This window comes from Tepidimonas alkaliphilus (assembly GCF_007556595.1).
Taxonomy (GTDB): Bacteria; Pseudomonadota; Gammaproteobacteria; order Burkholderiales; family Burkholderiaceae_C; genus Tepidimonas; species Tepidimonas alkaliphila.
Genome location: NZ_VJNB01000003.1, coordinates 20,106 through 37,018 on the forward strand (window position 1 = coordinate 20,106; position 16,913 = coordinate 37,018).

The window sequence follows — 16,913 nt, forward strand, 5'->3', positions numbered from 1 at the left end:
CGCTCCCTTCAGAGCGCCCTTTGCGGCCCCAGGATCCGCGACACCGGCGCCAGCGCGGCCAGCGCCGCCCCCACCGCCAGCCCGCCCAGCGCCCAGGCCAGCGGCGCTACCTCCGCTGGCAGCGTGCGCATCCACAGCGTCAGCCCCAGCACGAGCGCCCCCAGCGCTGCCGCGCGCCGCCCGCCCAGCGCCGGCGGCAGCGGCCAGCGCCGCGCCAGCGTCACCGCCAGCGCCGCGCACAGCCAGCCCAGCAGCGCGCCGACCGCCACGTCCAGCGGCCAGTGCGCACCGACCGCCACGCGCGAGACGCCCACCGCCGCCGCCAGCGGCAGCGCCGCCGCAGCCGCCGCCCACCGGCGCGCCGGGGGCGTCGCCAGTACCCAGCAGCCGGCCAGCGTGAACGCGGTGACCGTGTGGCCGGAGGGAAAGCTGCCGTGCCGCAGCACCTCGCCGATGACGTGCAGCTGGTCCGGCGGCAATACCGCCGCCGGCCGCGGCGCCGCGGCGATCATCTTCAGCGCGTGCGTGACCAGCGTCGCCGGCAGCAGGCTCCAGATCAGCGCCGGCAGCGCCGCGCGGTGTCGCCCCAGCAGCGCCGCGGCGACGAACAGCGCCAGCGCCAGGTGCGTGTCGCCGAGCCAGGTCAAGCCATGCCAGAGCATGTCAGGCCCGATGCGGGTGAGCTGCTGCAAGCGAATCAAACCGTGGTCGGCCTGAACTTGCCACCCGATGAGGCAGCCGACCAGCAACACGCACGCCACGGCCCAAGCGACAGGGCTGCGCCAGGACGGCGGGTTGGCCTCATCATGAATCGGGCTAGACATGGACAAAATCCAGGCAGAATGCACGAGACGATAGCGGGGTCGGATGACAAAGCTGCGACGCCGAAATGACCAAGATTGAACCCCATCGTGGCTTAATCCAGGCTTAACCAGGCCCCGGGCCGTGACCGGCAGGCGACCCCTGTAGCGAAACCCATGCGTGTGCTGATTGTGGAAGACGACGACGCCATCGCCGAAGGGCTGGCGGCGCTGTTGCGCGCTCAAGGCCATGGCTGCGACGTCTGCGCAACCTTGGCCTGCGCCAGCCGCGCGCTGCAGGCCGAGCCGTTTGACCTCGTGCTGTTGGATTTGGGGCTGCCCGACGGCGATGGGATTGACTGGCTGCGCGCCCGCCGCGCCGCCGGGCTGCGCTGCCCTGTGCTGGTGCTGACCGCCCGCGACGCGCTGGCCGACCGGGTGGCAGGGCTCGACAGCGGGGCGGATGACTACCTGGTCAAGCCGTTTGCCCCGGAGGAGCTGCTGGCGCGCATGCGCGTGGCGCTGCGCCGCAGCGCCGGTCAAGCCGAGGCGGTGCTGCGCCATGGCGCCCTGACGGTGGATCCCGCGGCGCGCGCGGTGTGGCTGCACGGCCAGCCTGTGGCGCTGCGCGCCAAGGAATTTGCCTTGCTGTGGACGCTGTTGCGCGCTCGGGGCCGCGTGCTGACGCGCGCGCAGTTGCAACAAGCCCTCTACGGGTTCGACGACACGGTGGAAAGCAACGCCTTGGAGGTTCATATCCATCATCTGCGGCGCAAACTGGGCGAGGGGCTGATTCGAACCGTGCGCGGCGTGGGCTACACCATCGCACGATGGTCCGAGGAGCGCGATGGCGCGGCCTGAGCGCCCGCCGCGGTTGGACCGACGGCTGCTCGCTTGGGTGCTGGCCACGTTGCTGGCGGTATGGGTGGCGCTGCTGGCCAGCGCGTATCAGACGGCGGTGCACGAGGCGCAGGAGATCAGCGATGGCCAGCTGGTGGCTGCGGCGCGTTTGCTGCTGACGGCCCCGGCGCAGGGGGCGAGCTTGACGGTGCAAGCCGCGGCTTTGCCGTTGCCAGCGGAGCCGCGCTATGCGCCCGAGCTGCACGTGGTGATTTGGGAAGACGGCCAGCCGCGCTGGGATCCGCAAGGCTGGGCCGCGCGCCTGCCGCCAACCTTGGCGCCGGGGCATCATACGCTGGTGCTGCCGCTGGGCGGCGAGATGCGCACTTGGCGCTGGTTTGTCGCCTTTTACGGTGCGCGTCAGGTCGCAGTCGGGCTCGACACCAGCCGCCATGCCGAGCTGGGGCGCGATGTCGCCGAGCACCTGGTGCGTCCCGCGGTGGTGCTGCTGCCACTGGTGGCGCTGCTGCTTGGCTGGGCGATCCACCGCGGGCTGGCGCCGCTGGCGGCGCTGGCGCGGGCGCTGCAGCATTTCGATCCGCAAACCGCGCAGGGTTTGCCGCCGGCGCAGCGCTACCGGGAGTTGCAGCGCGTGCAACAAGCGCTGCAGGATTTGGTCGAGCGGCTGCGGGCGCTGTGGCAACGTGAGCGGCGCTTCACCTCCGACGTGGCGCATGAGCTGCGCTCGCCGCTGACGGCGCTGCTTTGGCAGGCGCGGCTGGCGCGGCTGCAGGCCGGCACGCCGGCCGGGGAAGCGGCGCTGCAGAAGGTGGAGCGCGAGGCGTTGCGCGCCGGCGCGATCCTGACCCAGCTGTTGGCGCTGGCGCGCGCCGACGCCCCGGGCGGCGAGGCGGCGCAGCCGGTGGAGCTGCGCGCCTTGGCGCACGAGGTGGCGCAAGAATGCGCCGCGGCGTTGGGTGGGGGGCGCGCGTCGCCGCCGGTGCAGGGGCCGCCCACCGTCGTCCAAGGCCGACCGACGCTGCTGCGGCTGGCGCTGCGCAATTTGATCGACAACGCCTTGCGCCACACCCCGCCTCAAGCGCCGTTGCTGGTGCGCGTTGGACCGCGCGCCGATGGCGCGGTGGCCATCGAGGTGCTGGACGGCGGCGGCAACCGAACGGATGGGCCGGCTGACCGAGGCGGCCTAGGTTTGGGGCTGGCGCTGGTGCAGCGCATTGCTGAGCATGAGGGGGCGCAGCTGGAGCGTCTGCAAAGCCTCCCGCCGCCGTGGGCGACGGGCTTCGCGCTGGTGTGGGGCGCCACGCCGCCAGCGCCAGCGCCGGTTCAAGCCCGTCGAGCCGACAACGTTGCGCCGTCGTCTTAAGCGGGGACTTAAGGCCGCGCTAATCTGAAGGCGCCATGGTGTGCGCCCATGGCAGATGGCGTATCGACAACCCCGGCAGGCCGCGTGGCCGACGCCGAGGCCGCCCCGCAGACTCCCGGCTGGCACCCGATGGCGGCGCTGGCCCTGCTGGCCGCTTGGCTGGCCACGGTTGGCAATGTGCCGCTGTGGTCGGCGGTGTGGCAGGCGCAGGGGCCGCTGGGTGGGCGCGGCTGGGCTGTGACGCTCGCGTGGGTGCTGGCGCTGGCGCTGGTCAATCTGGCGGCGCTGGCGTGGCTGGCGGTGGGCCCGCTGCGCCGGCCGGCGGGGGTGGCGCTGCTGGCGCTGGCCGGGGCGGCGAGCTACTTCATGCTGGCCTACGGCATCGTCATCGATGCGGCGATGGCGGCCAACGTGTTCCAGACCGACTGGCGCGAGGCGCGCGACCTGCTGACCCCGGGCCTGCTGGTCGCGCTGGCGCTGGGCGTGGCGCTGCCGGGCTGGCTGTGGTGGCGCCTGCCGGTGCAGCCATGGCCTGTGCGGCGCGCGCTGTTGGGGCGTGTTGGCGTCGGCGCGGCGGCGCTGGGGCTGGCGGTGGCCCTGCTGTGGCTGACGTTTCAGGATCTGGCGGCGCTGATGCGCAACGACCGTGCGCTGCGCTATCTGATCAATCCCTACAACAGCATCTACGCGGCGCTACGTTACGGCTGGGGTCGGCGGACGCTTGCGTCCGCGCCGCCGCAGCCCATCGGCCAAGACGTGCAGCCGCTGCCCGCGGCGGCGCGCGAGGACGAGGCGCCGCTGGTGGTGCTGGTGGTCGGCGAGACGGCGCGCGCGGCCAACTGGGGCTTGAACGGCTACGCGCGCGACACCACGCCGCGGCTGCGCACGCTGATCCAGCAGGGGCAGCCGATCGTGTCGTTCGCCATGGTGACCTCCTGCGGTACCGATACCCAGACCTCGGTGCCGTGTTTGTTCGCTCCGCAAGGCCGAGCGCGCTGGAATCCTGCGCAAGCGCAGGAAAACCTGCTCGACCTGCTGCAGCGCGCGGGGCTGGCGGTGACGTGGCTGGACAACCAGTCCGGCTGCAAGGGCGTGTGCGCGCGCGTGCCGTCGCGCCAGACCGACCATCTGCAGGTCCCGGGCCTGTGCCGTGGCGACGAATGCCACGACGAAATCCTGCTGCGCGAGCTGCCCGGCGCGCTGCAGGCCCTGCCCGAGGCGGCGCGCCGGGTGGGGACGCTGGCGGTGCTGCACATGATGGGCAGCCACGGGCCGGCCTACTTCAAGCGCACGCCGGCGGGGTTCAAGCGCTTTCAGCCGGAGTGCGCGACGGCGCAGCTGCAGGCGTGCGAGCCGGCGCACATCTTCAACGCGTATGACAACACGCTGCGCTACACCGACCATGTGCTGGCGGAGCTGATCGGCTGGCTGGCGCAGCGGCGCGGCCCCACGGCGCTGCTGTATGTCTCCGACCACGGCGAGTCGCTGGGAGAGCGTGGCATCTACCTGCACGGCCTGCCGTGGGCCGTGGCTCCGCGCGAGCAGAAGGAGGTGCCGATGCTGCTGTGGGCCAACGCCGGCATGCAGCGGCGCTTGCGGCTGGATTGGGCCTGCGTGCAGCGGCGCGCGCAGGAGCCGGCCTCGCACGACCATGTGTTCCACACGGTGGCGGGGCTGTTTGGGGTGCGCAGCGCGGTGGTGGATAACGGGCGCGATCTGTTGGCGGCGTGCCGCCGCTTGGAATGATCAGCGGGCGCGAGCAGGGCGCAGCGGCTGGCTTGACAGCGCTTCAACGGCTCGCCGCATCAGCGCCGACCCGCCCCGGGCCGTTGGGCAAGCTTACGCGGCTATGCTCCGCGCCACCACGTCCACAGCGCCGCGCCCCACACTCCGCCGGCAAACAGCAGCGCCAGCAGCACGGCGGCGCTGCCCAGATCCTTGGCGCGCTTGGCCAGCGCGTGCCACTCCGGGCCGATGCGGTCCACCACCGACTCCACCGCGGTGTTGAGCAGCTCCACCACCCACACCGCGATCACCGCGCCGACCAGCAGCGCCATCTCCGCCCACGTGCGCCCGAGCTGCCAGGCCGCCGGCAGCAGCACCGCGCCGAGCACCAGCTCCTGCCGGAACGCCGGCTCGCGCCAGCCGGCGCGCAGGCCGTCGATCGAGTAGCGCAGCGCAAACAACAGCCGCATCAGGCCGCGGCGTTTGGGCGGGGGCGTGGGCGTCATGGCTGGAGCGGGGGCTGCAGGTGACGGCGATTCTGGCATGGATGGGCGCACCCACGGCCTCCGCTATCCTAAGCGACCTGATGGATACTCCAACCGCTTGGACTTCCCGCACCGCTGAAGATCAGGGCCAGCCCGTGGCCGACCTCGGCGCCTACGCCGAGCGCGCCTACCTCGAATACGCGCTCAGCGTCGTCAAGGGCCGCGCGCTGCCCGACGTCTGCGACGGCTTGAAGCCAGTGCAGCGGCGCATTCTCTACGCCATGCAGCGCATGGGGCTGGGCTGGGGCGGGCCCAACCGCAGCCAGCCGGCCAAGCCGGTCAAGAGCGCGCGCGTGGTCGGCGACGTGCTGGGGCGCTTTCACCCGCACGGCGACCAGGCCGCCTACGACGCGCTGGTGCGCATGGCGCAGGATTTCGCCCAGCGCTACCCGCTGATCGACGGGCAGGGCAACTTCGGCAGCCGCGACGGCGACGGTGCCGCCGCGATGCGCTACACCGAGGCGCGTCTGAGCCGCATCAGCGCGCTGCTGCTCGACGAGCTCGACCAGGGCACGGTGGACTGGGTGCCGAACTACGACGGCTCCACCGAGGAGCCGCGCCAGCTGCCGGCGCGGCTGCCGTTCGTGCTGCTCAACGGCGCCAGCGGCATCGCCGTGGGGCTGGCCACCGAAATCCCGAGCCACAACCTGCGCGAGGTGGCCGACGCCTGCGTGGCGCTGATCCGCGACCCCGGGCTGCCGCAGGACGAGCTGCTGCAGCGCCTGCCAGGGCCGGACTTTCCCGGAGGGGCGCAGATCATCAGCAGCGCCGACGACATCCGCGCCGCCTACGCCAGCGGCCGCGGCAGCCTGAAGGTGCGCGCGCGCTGGGCAGTGGAGGAGCTGGCGCGCGGGCAGTGGCAGCTCGTCGTCACCGAGCTGCCGCCGGGGGTGAGCGCGCAGCTGGTGCTGCAGGAGATCGAGGAGCTGACCAACCCCAAGGTCAAGCCCGGCAAGAGGGCGTTGACGCAGGAGCAGCTGCAGCTGAAGGCCAGCCTGCTGGCGGTGCTGGAGGCGGTGCGCGACGAATCGAGCAAGGAGGCGCCGGTGCGGCTGGTGTTCGAGCCGCGCTCCAGCCGCATCGCGCAGGCCGAGCTCGTCAACCAGCTGCTGGCGCACACGAGTCTGGAGACCTCGGTGCCGGTCAACCTGACGGTGGTCGGGCGCGACGGGCGGCCGACCTGCAAGCCGCTGCGCACGATCCTGCTCGAGTGGATCGCGTTCAGGCGCGACACCGTCACGCGGCGCACGCGCCACCGGCTGCAGCAGGTGCTCGACCGCATCCACATCCTGGAGGGGCGGCAGGTCGTGCTGCTCAACCTCGACGAGGTGATCGCCATCATCCGCGCCAGCGACGAGCCCAAGCCCGCGCTGATGGCGCGCTTCGCGCTGACCGAGCGGCAGGCCGAGGACATCCTGGAGATCCGGCTGCGCCAGCTGGCGCGGCTGGAGGCGATCCGCATCGAGCAGGAGCTCACCGAGCTGCGCGCCGAGCAGACGCAGCTGGAGGAGGTGCTGGCCAGCCCCAAGAGCCTTGATCGCCTGCTGGTGCGCGAGATCGAGGCCGATGCCCGCGCGTTCGGCGACGCGCGCCGCACCCTGATCCAGGCCGAGCGCCGCGCGGTGGCCGAGGTCAAGGTGATCGACGAGCCGGTGACGGTGATCGTCTCGCACAAAGGCTGGGTGCGCGCGCGCGGCGGCCACGGGCACGACGCCGCGGCGTTCACCTTCAAGGCGGGCGATGCGCTCTACGCGGCGTTCGAGTGCAGGAGCGTGGACACCCTGGTGGCGCTGGGCCGCGACGGGCGGGTCTGGAGCGTGCCGGTGGCGAGTCTGCCCAGCGCCCGCGGCGACGGCCAGCCGATCAGCGCCTTCCTCGACGTGGGCGGCAGCGGCGCGCCGCTGCACTACCTGGCGGGCCCGGCGTCCAGCCTGTGGCTGCTGGCCACCAGCGGCGGCTACGGCCTGCTGGCCAGCGTCGAGGACATGACGACGCGGCTGAAGGCCGGCAAGGCGTTCCTGACGGTGGCCGACGGCGAGACGGTCTGCCCTCCGAGCCCGGCGGGCGGCCACGGCCGCATCCAGTGGGCCACGGCGCAGGGCGTGGCCCAGCTTGCGCCGCAGGCCGATGGCGCCGCCGAAGGCGTGCGCGTGGCTTGCTTGAGCGAGCAGGGACGGGTGCTGGTGTTCGGTTTGCAGGAACTGCGCCGCCAGGCCAGCGGCGGCCGCGGCCTGATGCTGATGAGCCTGGAGGACGGCGACCGCTTGGCCGGCGCGGTGGCGCTGCCGCCCGGCGCCGGGGTGCTGGTGGAGGGCGCCGGCCGCGGCGGCAAGCCGCGCGCGGAGACGCTGGGCGCGCGCGTGCTCGACCAGGCGCAGGCCGCGCGCGCCCGCAAGGGCCGTGAGGTGCGGCTGGGGTTCAAGGTGGCCCGGGTGTGGCCGGCGCTGGCGTAAAGGGGCGGCTCGCGCTAGACTTCCAAGCGACGTTGCACAGCACCGAAAGCCTGCGATGAAAGCCGCTGCCCTGGCCTGGATCGACGAAGATGAGTACCTGCGCTGGGAGGCCGCGCAGCCGACCCGGCACGAGTATGTGGACGGTCAGATCTACGCGATGACCGGCGCTTCGCTGCGTCACAACATCATCGCTGGCAACATCTACACCCTGCTGCGCCACCACCTGCGCGGCAGCCCGTGCCGCACCTTTCTCACCGACGTCAAGCTGCGTGTGGCCAAGCAGCGCAGTATCTACTATCCGGACGTGATGGTCACCTGCGATCCGCGCCACCAGCAGGTCGAGCCGGGTGACTTCATGGTCGAGCAGCCGCGGCTGGTGGTGGAGGTGCTGTCCACCACCACCGCCGCCACCGACCGGCGCGAGAAGTGGCACGCCTACCGCACGCTGCCGAGCTTGCAGGAATACGTGCTGATCGAGCAGGACCGCGCCGCCATCACCATCCACCGGCGCGACGGCGACATCGGCTGGCAGCGCATCGAGCTGCAGCCTGGCGACCCGGTGGAGTTCGCCAGCGTCGAGCTGGTGACGGACTTCGCCGCCATTTACGACGAAAGCGGCGTGCCGCTCAGCGACGACCCGCACGCCTGAGCCACGCGCAGGCCGCCGACCTTCAGCGCAGCTCGGCGATCAGCTCGATCTCGACGCAGGCGCCCAGCGGCAGCTGCGCCACGCCGAAGGCGCTGCGCGCGTGCGCGCCAACCTCGGGGCCGAACACCTGCAGCAGCAGCTCCGAGCAGCCGTTGGTCACCAGGTGCTGTTCGGTAAACGTCGGCGTGGAGTTGACGAGGCTGAGCACCTTGACGATGCGCGCCACGCTGTCCAGGTCGGTGCCGGCGGCGCGGCAGGCCGCCTGCAGCGTGCCGAGCAAGTCGATCGCCACCGCGCGCGCGGCGGCCTGGCCTTCGGCGGTGGTCATCGTCGCCCCCAGCTGCCCGACCCACGGCTGGCCGCCACGCTTGGCGATGTGGCCGCTCAGGAACACCAGCTTGCCGGTCTGCACGAACGGCACGTAGGCCGCGGCCGGCACCGCCACCGGCGGCAGTTCGATGCCCAGCGTCTGCAGTCGCTCCAGCACGCGCATGCGGTTCTCCTTTTTCGTTACGATGGATGGGGATTCAACGCCATTGTAAGAAGGCGTCGGCGGTGCAAGTCCGACCGGGGCGCCAGGGGAGGGCATGGACAGAGAGGCGAAGCAGCTCGACGCAGCGGCCTGGTGGCGCGCCGCATGGGGGCCGGCGCTGCTCGGCTGGGTGGCTGGGCATGCGGCACAGCTGACGCAGACCGCGCTGTGGACGCCGGCGGCGTACGGCGCGGTGCTGCTGGCCGGGCTGGCGCTGCTGGCGTGGGCGCGCGGGCGCCGTGAGACCGGGCCCCGGGCGGCGCTTTCGGTGGCGCTGGCCCTCGCGCTCTTGGCGTGGGCGCACGCCGGTGGCCGCGCGGTGGAGCGCATGGCGCGGCTGTGGCCCGCGGCGCTGGATGGTGCTGTGGCGCCGGCGCGCTGGGTCGTCACCGGCCTGCCGCGCGAGGAGGCGCGCGCCACCACGTTCGAGGCGCGTCTGCTCGGCTGGGAAGCGGGCGCGCCCGCCGGCCTGCCGCCGCCGGATCGGGTCGGTGCGCTGCGGCTGACGTGGCGGGCTGCGCAGCCCGGGCAGGCCGCGCCGCGCGTGCGCCCCGGGGAGGTCTGGCGCGGCGTGCTGCGACTGCAGCGCCCGCGGGGGCTGGCCAACCCTTACGGGTTCGATGTGGAGACCTGGGCCTGGCGCGAGGGGATCGCCGCCACCGCCACCGTGCAGGCGCGCGGTGCGGCCCCGCCGCAGCGGCTGGCCGACGAGCCCGGGCAAGCCCCGGTGGCGCGCGCCCGCGCGGAGGTGCGCGCAGCGCTGCAGGCGCGGCTGCAGGGGTTCGACGACGCCAGCCGCGGCCTCGTCGTGGCCCTGGTCACCGGCGACCAGGCGGCGATCCCGCCGGCGCAGTGGGACGTGATCCGCGCCACCGGTGTGGCGCATCTGGTGGCGATCTCCGGCCTGCACGTGACGATGTTTGCGGCGCTGGCGCTAGGGGCGGTCGGCGCCGCGTGGCGCCGGCTTGGGGCGCGCTGGCCGGGGCTGATCCTGCGCGCGCCGACGCCGCTGGTGGCGAGTCTGGCCGCAGTGGCGCTGGCGGCGGCCTACGCGCTGTTCGCCGGCGGCGGCGTGCCGGCGCAGCGCACGGTGGCGATGCTGGCGCTGGTGCTGGGGCTGCGGCTGCTCGGGCGCAGCTGGCCGTGGCCGTGGGTGTGGCTGGCGGCGCTGGCCGCGGCGCTCGCGGTGGATCCTTGGGCGTGGCTGCAGCCGGGGTTCTGGCTCAGCTTCGTGGCGGTGGCGGTGCTGTTCGTGCGCGGGCACGGCGCGGCTGTGGCGCCGGACGGCCAGGGCCGGCTGCGCGCCTGGCTGCGCGAATTTTGGGGGGCGCAGTGGGCGGTGACGGTGGGGCTGGCGCCGCTGCTGCTGTTCTGGTTCGGGCAGGTGTCGCTGGTCGGCCTGCTGGCCAACGCGATCGCGATCCCGTGGATCACCTGGGGCGTGACGCCGCTGGCGCTGCTGGGCGTGGCGCTACCGCCGCTCGTGGACGCCGCGGCGTGGCTGGCGCGGGGGCTGTGGGCGCTGCTGGAACCGATGGCGCGCTGGCCCGCCGCCGTCTGGTCGCGGCCGGCGCTGCCGTGGGCGCTGGCGCTGGCCGGCACCGCCGGGGCGCTGGTGCTGCTGCAACGCGGGCCGTGGCCGCTGCGCGCCTGGGGCGGACTGTTGCTGTGGCCGGCGCTGGCGTTTCGCCCGGCGGCGCCGCCGCCGGGGACGTTCGAGGTGCTGCTGCCGGACGTCGGGCAGGGTTCGGCGGCGATCGTGCGCACCGCGCGCCACACACTGGTGGTGGACACCGGCCCGCCCTTGCCCGGCGGCAGCGCCGCCGAGCGCGCGCTGCTGCCGTGGCTGCGGGCGCTTGGCGCGGTGCCGGATGCGGTGGTGCTCAGCCACGACGACGCCGACCACGCCGGCGGCTGGCCGGTGCTGGCGGCGGCCTACCCGCGCGCGGCGTGGTGGGCCCCCAACGGGCAGGCGCCGGCGGGGCTGCCGGTGGCGCAGCTGTGCGAGGCCGGCGTCGGCTGGGCATGGGACGGCGTGCCGTTCATCTTTCTCCACCCGCCGCCCGGCTGGGGCGGTGATCGCGACGGCAACGCGCGCTCCTGCGTGCTGCTGGTGGGCCGGGGAATCTCGGCGGCGCTGCTGCCGGGCGACATCCCGCAGGCGGTGGAGGCGGCGCTGGTGGCGGCCTACCCGGGGCTGCGCGCCGGGCTGCTGGTGGCGGCGCACCACGGCAGCCGCACCTCGACCTCGGCAGCGTGGCTGGATGCGCTGCAGCCGGCGCTGGTGGCGATCCAGGCCGGCTGGCGCAACCCCTACGGCCACCCGCACGCGGAGGTGCTGCGCCGGCTGCGCGAGCGGGGGCTGGCGGTGGCCGCCACGCCGGACTGCGGCGCGCTCACCTGGCGCAGCGACGCGCCTGGCCAGTGGCAATGCGAGCGCGCGCGGCGGCGCTTCTACTGGCAGGGCGGCGGCGTGATGCCCGAGACAGCAGCCGTCTTGACCGGCACCGCCGCCACCATGGCTGGGGACGACACGGCGCCGTCCAACAGGTAGAGTCCTTGGGCCGACTGCTTGGCGTGGTGCTTGGCCAGCGCGGCGGCGGAGGCCACCGCCTCGGCCTGCCGGTATTGGCCCGGGTGCACGCGCACCACGCCGACCGCCAGGGTGGTGAGCGGGTGGAAACGCTGCACGCCGTGGCGATCCTCGGCCCAGATGCCGCCGGCGGCGCGCGCCGCCTCGTCGTACAGCAGCCGCGCCTGCTCGTTGAAGGTGCGGATCGCGCGCTCGATGCGCTCGGCCCAGTCGGGGCTCTGCATCAGCAGCACGAAGTCGTCGCCGCCGACGTGGCCGAGGAAATCCAGCCGCGTGTCGCACGCGGCGGCCAGGCACTTGGCCAGCAGCCGGATCATCTCGTCGCCGCGCCAGTATCCATACTGATCGTTGAACGCCTTGAAGTGGTTCAGGTCGGCGTAGCAGGCGATGAACGGCTCGCCGTGGTCGAGCAGCCGCTCGATGTGCATCGTCAGCGGCACGTTGCCCGGCAGCGCCGTCAGCGGGTTGGCGTGGCGCGCCGCCTCGATGCGCGCTTCGGTGACGCGGCGTACCAGCTGCTCGCTGGTGCCCAGGCCCCGGTAGCGGCCGTTTTCGGTCAGGATGAAGCCTTCGCGCAGGTAGCGCTGATCGGGCGAAGTCAGCACCTGGGTCAGCTGCTCGATCGGCGTATGAATCTCCACGCACAACGGCTGCGTGTTGGCGTGGATCAGCGCCGGGCGACGCCCATACAGCTCGCGAAAGTAGAGCTGGTTGAGCGACAGCTCCTGCAGCGTGTGGCGCGCGATCAGCCCGACCGGCCGCTGCTGTTCGTCCAGCAGCGCGATCGATTCCTGCTCCGGGTGCTGATGGAACAGCTCGGCCACTTGCGCGTGGCTGGCGTTGTGCGGCAGCGCTGGCGCCTCGATCAACAGCATCTCGGCGGTCAGCCCGCGATTGGCGATGTGGCGGTCTTCCGGCAACACCACGATGTGACGCGCTTGCAGCGTGGCGTGCACTTCTTCCGGCAGGTTGCGCGCCAGCGCCGCAGCGGGGCGTCCCAACAGATACCCCTGCGCGAACGGGATGCCCAGGTCGCGCAGCACCAGCAACTCGTCGGTTTGTTCAACCCCTTCCGCGATCAGCCGCGAGCCGAACGTATCGGCCAGCTGCTGCAGCGCGCGCAAGGTTTTGAGCTTGTCGCCGACGCGGTGCACGTCGCGCACGAAATACTTGTCGATCTTGACAAACTCGGGCCGCAGCTCCGACCACAGTCGCAGGCTGGAGCGGCCGTCGCCGAAGTCGTCCAGCGCCAGCGTGGCGCCGGCCGCGCGCCAGCGCGCCAGCGCGCGCTGCACCGACTCCAAATCGTGCACGCGCTCGTGCTCGGTCAGCTCCAGCACCACGCCCGCCAGCGGCAGCCCGTCGCGGCGTGAGCACGGTTGCGGCACGGGACGGTCGGCCAATGCGGCCAGCGCTTCGGCGCTGAGGTTGACAAACAGCCGCCCGGCGCCGGCATCGCAGCATGCATCCAGCGCCAGCTGCACGCAGGCGTGCTCCAGCTCCAGCACGCAACCCTCTCGATGGGCGGCGGCAAACAGCTGGTCGGGCGTGCGCCAGGCGCAATCGGAGGGTGTGCGCACCAGCGCTTCGTGGCCAATGATGGCGCGCGTGGTCAAATCCACAATCGGCTGCCAGTGCATGCGCAGCCGACCCTGGCGCAACAGCAGGCGCACTGCGTGCGGATCCGGCGCTGAAACAGGGGCGGGAACCGGCAAGACCGTCATGGTGAGCGCAAGAGAAACTTTTCTCAGCTTGCATCGTGAGGAAGGGGTGTGACGGCGTGATGACAAGGCGCGGCGGTCAGGCGCGTGGGCGGCATCAATCGGTTCGACATGGACGCAGTCGAACCACCCCGCCGTGAGCCGAAGCTTGGGCCGGCAGTCGTTCTGCCAGTGGGGTGCAGCGGCCATCCAAACACAAGGCGTAGTCGGCTGTGTAGGCCGAATGGGCCAGCAGCAGTTGGGGCACGGGCTGGGGCGGCGTCCATTCGTAGCCCCCGTGGCGCCACAGGGCCTGCGGTGCGGGTTCCATTCCGGCACCGCTGCCCACCACCCGAGCGCGCAGCGGTTGCAGCGCCGAGAACTGGGCATCCGGCTGCGGCAGCGCGTAGGCTTCGATCCACTGCACCCGCTCGATTGAATGCATCCAGTGCAGTTCCACGATACGAGCGGGCCACACCTGCTCGCCCGGTTGCGGCGCTTGCGGTGGAGTCTCATCGAGCGCGGCGGCGCTGGCCGCCCATGCGACGCACAGGGCCCACCACACCTCGGTCACCCCCCTTCGATACGGTCAACGCGAGCGCCGCAGCTCGCCGGCGGCTCCCGAACGACGGCGGTGACGCCAGCCATGCCACGCCAGCCACAGCGCCGCCACGCCCAGTCCGAGCTCATCGGTGACCGGCAGCGCCGCCACCAGCAGCGCCGCGGCAGCGAACGCCCACAGCCGCTCCCACGCGCGCAGCGGCCCCCACAGGAAGCCGATCGCCGCCGCGCCCCACAGGCCGATGGCCACCAGCGCCTTGAACACGATCCACGCCACCGCCAGCGGCCCGGCGTCGCCCTGCAGCATCAGCGCCGGGCTATAAACCGCCATGTAGGGCACGACGAAGCCGGCGATGGCCACGCGCACGGCGTTGAGGCTGATCAGCAGTCCGCGCTCGCGTGCGATCGGCGCGGCGGCGAACGCCGCCAGCGCCACCGGCGGCGTTAGATCGGCCATGATGCCAAAGTAGAACACGAACATGTGACTGACGATCAGCGGCACGCCCAGCTCCAGCAGCACCGGCGCCGCCAGCGAACTCGTGATGATGTAGTTCGGGATCGTCGGGATGCCCATCCCGAGCACGAGGCACGTTACCATCGTCAGCACCAGCGCCAGCAGCAGGTTGTTGCGGCCGATGCCGATCACGTGACCCCCGATTTCGGCCGCCACGCCGGTCAGGTTGATGACGCCGATCAGCACGCCGACCAGCGCGCAGGCGGCGGCCACCGGCAGGGCATGCTGGGCGCCGTCCACCAGCGCGCGCAGCGCCTGAGCGCGCGCCTCGCGGCCGCAGCGCAGTACGTAGGTCAGCGCGACAAGCGCTGCGGTGACGACGAGAAAGGCGCCGGCGCCGAAGCGGAAGAAGCCACCGCAGGCCAGCGCCAGCAGCACCCAGAACAGCACGCGCAGCGCCGTGCCGCGGATGCCCTGCATCACCGCCGCGCCGAAGATCAGGATCACCGTCAGCGCCAGCCCCACGGTGCCGGAAAACATTGGCGTGTAGCCGGAAAACAGCAGCGCCACCAGCCCGGCCAGCGGCAGCAGCAGGTACCAGCGCTGGCGCACCGCTGTCCACGGGTTGGGGCACTCATGGCGCGGCAGACCGTGCAGCCCGCAGCGCCCGGCCTCCAGGTGCACCATCCAGAACACCGTGACGAAGTACAGGATGGCCGGAATCAGGGCGGCCTTGACGATGGCCAAGTACGGCACGTTGATCGTCTCGGCCATGATGAAGGCCACCGCGCCCATCACCGGCGGCATGATCTGACCGCCCATGCTGGCGGTGGCCTCCACCCCACCAGCGAACGCCGGCCGGTAGCCGAAGCGCTTCATCAGCGGAATCGTGAACTGCCCCGTGGTGACGACGTTGGCCACGCCGGATCCGTTGATCGTGCCCATCAGGCCGGAGGAGATCACCGCCACCTTCGCCGGCCCGCCACGGGTGTGGCCGACCGTGCCCATCGCGAAGTCGGTGAACAGGCGCACCATCCCGGCCTGTTCCAGAAAGGCGCCGAACAGGATGAACAGGAAGATGTAGGTCGAGGAGACATAGGTCGGCGTGCCGTAGATGCCTTCGGTGCCGAAGCCGAGCGTGGCGATGAGCACCTCCCAGTCGTAGCCGCGGTGCGCCAGCGCCCCCGGCAGGTGCTGGCCGAACGCGGCGTAGGCGAGGAACAGCCCGCAGATCAGCGGCAGGCCCCAGCCCATCACGCGCCGCGCCGCCTCGAAGACGAGCGCGATCGCGGCGATGCCGGCCACCCAGTCCCAGCCCTGCAGTTCACCCGCGCGCTGCGTCAGGTCGGCCTCGAACACCCACTGATAAAGCCCGGTGGCGAATCCCACCAGCCCGAGCGCCCAGCCCAGCGCCGCGCCGGCCGCGCCGAGCACCCCGCCGCGCCCCTTGAACGGCGGGTAGATCAGAAAAATCAGCCACAGCACGAAGCCGACGTGCAGGGCCCGGATGACCTGGCTGGACAAGGTGTGGAACGCCGCCATCCAGAGCTGGAAGGCGGCGAACGCCAGCGCCACCCACACCACGGGGTCGCGCACGTCCACCCGCGGGGCGGGGGAGGCCGCGCCGGTCTGATCGACGGTGCCCATGCGCTTACTTCAGCAACCCGACCTCGCGGTAGTAACGCTCCGCGCCCGGGTGCAACGGGATTGGCATACCTTTGAGTGCCGTCTCGCGCTTGATGGCGCGCGCGGCGTTGTGCGCAGCGTGCAGAGCGTCCAAGTGCTCAAACATCGCTTTGGTCGTGCGATAGACCGTCTCCTCGGGCACACCGCTGTGCGTGACGAGGAAGTTGGGAATCGCTGCGGTCGGCACGTCCGCCGTCTGGCCGGTGTAGGTGTTGGCCGGGATCACGGCCGGCTGGTAGGCCGGGTCGCCGACTTTGGCGACGACCTCCGGCGGCACCGGGATGACGACGATCCGGATCGCCGTGGCCAGATCGCGGATCGAGGCCACCCCCAGGCCCGCCGACTGCAGCGTGGCGTCGAGCTGGCGGTTTTTCATCAGTTCCACCGATTCGCCAAACGGCAGGTATTCGACCTTGCCAAGGTCGGCGTAGGACAGGCCGGCGGCCTTCAGGATCTCGCGCGCGTTGAGCTCGGTGCCGGAGCGCGCCGCCCCGACCGAGACGCGCTTGCCTTTCAGGTCTGCGAGCGTGCGAATGCCGGAGTCGGCGTTGGCGACGATCTGGATGTAGTTGTTGTACAGCCCGGCGATGCCGCGCAGCTTGTCGAGCTTTTGTTTGAAGCCGGCTTCCTCGTTGCCCTTCCAGGCATCCGACAGCGTGTCGGCCAGCGTGAAGGCGACCTCGCCGCGGCCAGCCTGCAGCAGGTTGAGGTTTTCGGCGGAGGCTCGCGTGACCTGGGTGGTCACGCGAGCGTTGGGCAGCTCCTTGGCGTAGATTTGCGACAGCGCGACGCCAACCGGGTAGTAAACCCCGCTTTGTCCTCCTGTGAGGATGTTGATGAAAGGTTGGGCGCAGGCAACCGCAGCGACGCCAAGCGCAGCGGCGCCAACAGCCAAGCGGCGGCTCCAACGTGGCCAAGCAAGCATAGTAGGTCTCCTCTGATAAGGGTGGAAGCAACAGGAGGGATCGTAACAAGTTCGCAACCCAATTCC

The 16,913-nt window shown here is 72.0% G+C and carries 13 protein-coding genes; 6 read left to right on the forward strand and 7 right to left on the reverse strand.

Annotated features, from left to right (window positions below; all coding sequences use genetic code 11):
* Positions 1-8: 8 nt before the first annotated feature.
* Positions 9-824 carry a phosphatase PAP2 family protein gene (locus Talka_RS03800; RefSeq protein WP_185970053.1) on the reverse strand — a complete coding sequence of 272 codons (816 nt, stop codon included), beginning with the start codon at positions 822-824 and terminating at the stop codon, positions 9-11.
* A gap of 153 nt (positions 825-977) precedes the next feature.
* Between Talka_RS03800 and Talka_RS03805 the strand changes: the two genes are divergently transcribed.
* The 3 genes from Talka_RS03805 to Talka_RS03815 are packed head-to-tail and all read left to right on the forward strand — an operon-like array spanning position 978 to position 4,770.
* The gene (locus tag Talka_RS03805; RefSeq protein WP_143889796.1) at positions 978-1,661 is read left to right on the forward strand and encodes a response regulator; all 684 of its coding nucleotides are present in this window, start codon (positions 978-980) and stop codon (positions 1,659-1,661) included.
* Complete coding sequence (locus tag Talka_RS03810) at positions 1,648-3,024, forward strand: sensor histidine kinase (RefSeq protein ID WP_143889797.1); 1,377 nt, start codon at positions 1,648-1,650, stop codon at positions 3,022-3,024. Before Talka_RS03805 ends, Talka_RS03810 begins: the two co-directional genes overlap by 14 nt.
* A gap of 48 nt (positions 3,025-3,072) precedes the next feature.
* Entirely contained in the window at positions 3,073-4,770 is a 1,698-nt protein-coding gene (locus Talka_RS03815) for a phosphoethanolamine transferase (RefSeq protein ID WP_143889798.1), read from the forward strand.
* A 101-nt stretch (positions 4,771-4,871) separates the two neighbouring features.
* On the opposite strand, the gene Talka_RS03820 is transcribed toward Talka_RS03815, so the two are convergent.
* Complete coding sequence (locus tag Talka_RS03820; RefSeq protein ID WP_143889799.1) at positions 4,872-5,255, reverse strand: diacylglycerol kinase; 384 nt, start codon at positions 5,253-5,255, stop codon at positions 4,872-4,874.
* A gap of 77 nt (positions 5,256-5,332) precedes the next feature.
* On the opposite strand from Talka_RS03820, the gene parC reads away from it, so the two are divergent.
* On the forward strand, positions 5,333-7,747 hold the full coding sequence (gene parC / locus Talka_RS03825; protein WP_425472628.1) for a DNA topoisomerase IV subunit A: 2,415 nt from the start codon (positions 5,333-5,335) through the stop codon (positions 7,745-7,747).
* Positions 7,748-7,802: 55 nt separating this feature from the next.
* Positions 7,803-8,396 (forward strand): Uma2 family endonuclease, encoded by a 594-nt coding sequence (locus Talka_RS03830; RefSeq protein WP_143889801.1) that lies wholly within the window; start codon positions 7,803-7,805, stop codon positions 8,394-8,396.
* A 22-nt stretch (positions 8,397-8,418) separates the two neighbouring features.
* Here Talka_RS03830 and Talka_RS03835 read toward each other — a convergent pair whose 3' ends face one another.
* A complete protein-coding gene (locus Talka_RS03835) occupies positions 8,419-8,889 on the reverse strand; it encodes a RidA family protein (RefSeq protein WP_143889802.1) in 471 nt (156 codons plus the stop codon).
* 94 nt (positions 8,890-8,983) lie between these two features.
* On the opposite strand from Talka_RS03835, the gene Talka_RS03840 reads away from it, so the two are divergent.
* The gene (locus Talka_RS03840) at positions 8,984-11,482 is read left to right on the forward strand and encodes a DNA internalization-related competence protein ComEC/Rec2 (RefSeq protein WP_246100562.1); all 2,499 of its coding nucleotides are present in this window, start codon (positions 8,984-8,986) and stop codon (positions 11,480-11,482) included.
* Here the strand turns inward: Talka_RS03840 and Talka_RS03845 are convergent.
* The 4 genes from Talka_RS03845 to Talka_RS03860 form a co-directional block, all read right to left on the reverse strand.
* The gene (locus Talka_RS03845) at positions 11,383-13,245 is read right to left on the reverse strand and encodes an EAL domain-containing protein (protein WP_143889803.1); all 1,863 of its coding nucleotides are present in this window, start codon (positions 13,243-13,245) and stop codon (positions 11,383-11,385) included. The genes Talka_RS03840 and Talka_RS03845 overlap by 100 nt on opposite strands.
* A gap of 94 nt (positions 13,246-13,339) precedes the next feature.
* Positions 13,340-13,795: a DUF1850 domain-containing protein gene (locus Talka_RS03850; protein ID WP_143889804.1), complete on the reverse strand. Its 456-nt coding sequence runs from the start codon at positions 13,793-13,795 to the stop codon at positions 13,340-13,342.
* A 15-nt stretch (positions 13,796-13,810) separates the two neighbouring features.
* Positions 13,811-15,883, reverse strand: coding sequence for a TRAP transporter permease (locus Talka_RS03855; RefSeq protein WP_143889805.1), 2,073 nt, complete (start codon positions 15,881-15,883; stop codon positions 13,811-13,813).
* A 4-nt stretch (positions 15,884-15,887) separates the two neighbouring features.
* Entirely contained in the window at positions 15,888-16,817 is a 930-nt protein-coding gene (locus tag Talka_RS03860) for a TAXI family TRAP transporter solute-binding subunit (RefSeq protein ID WP_342781038.1), read from the reverse strand.
* Positions 16,818-16,913: the final 96 nt, after the last annotated feature.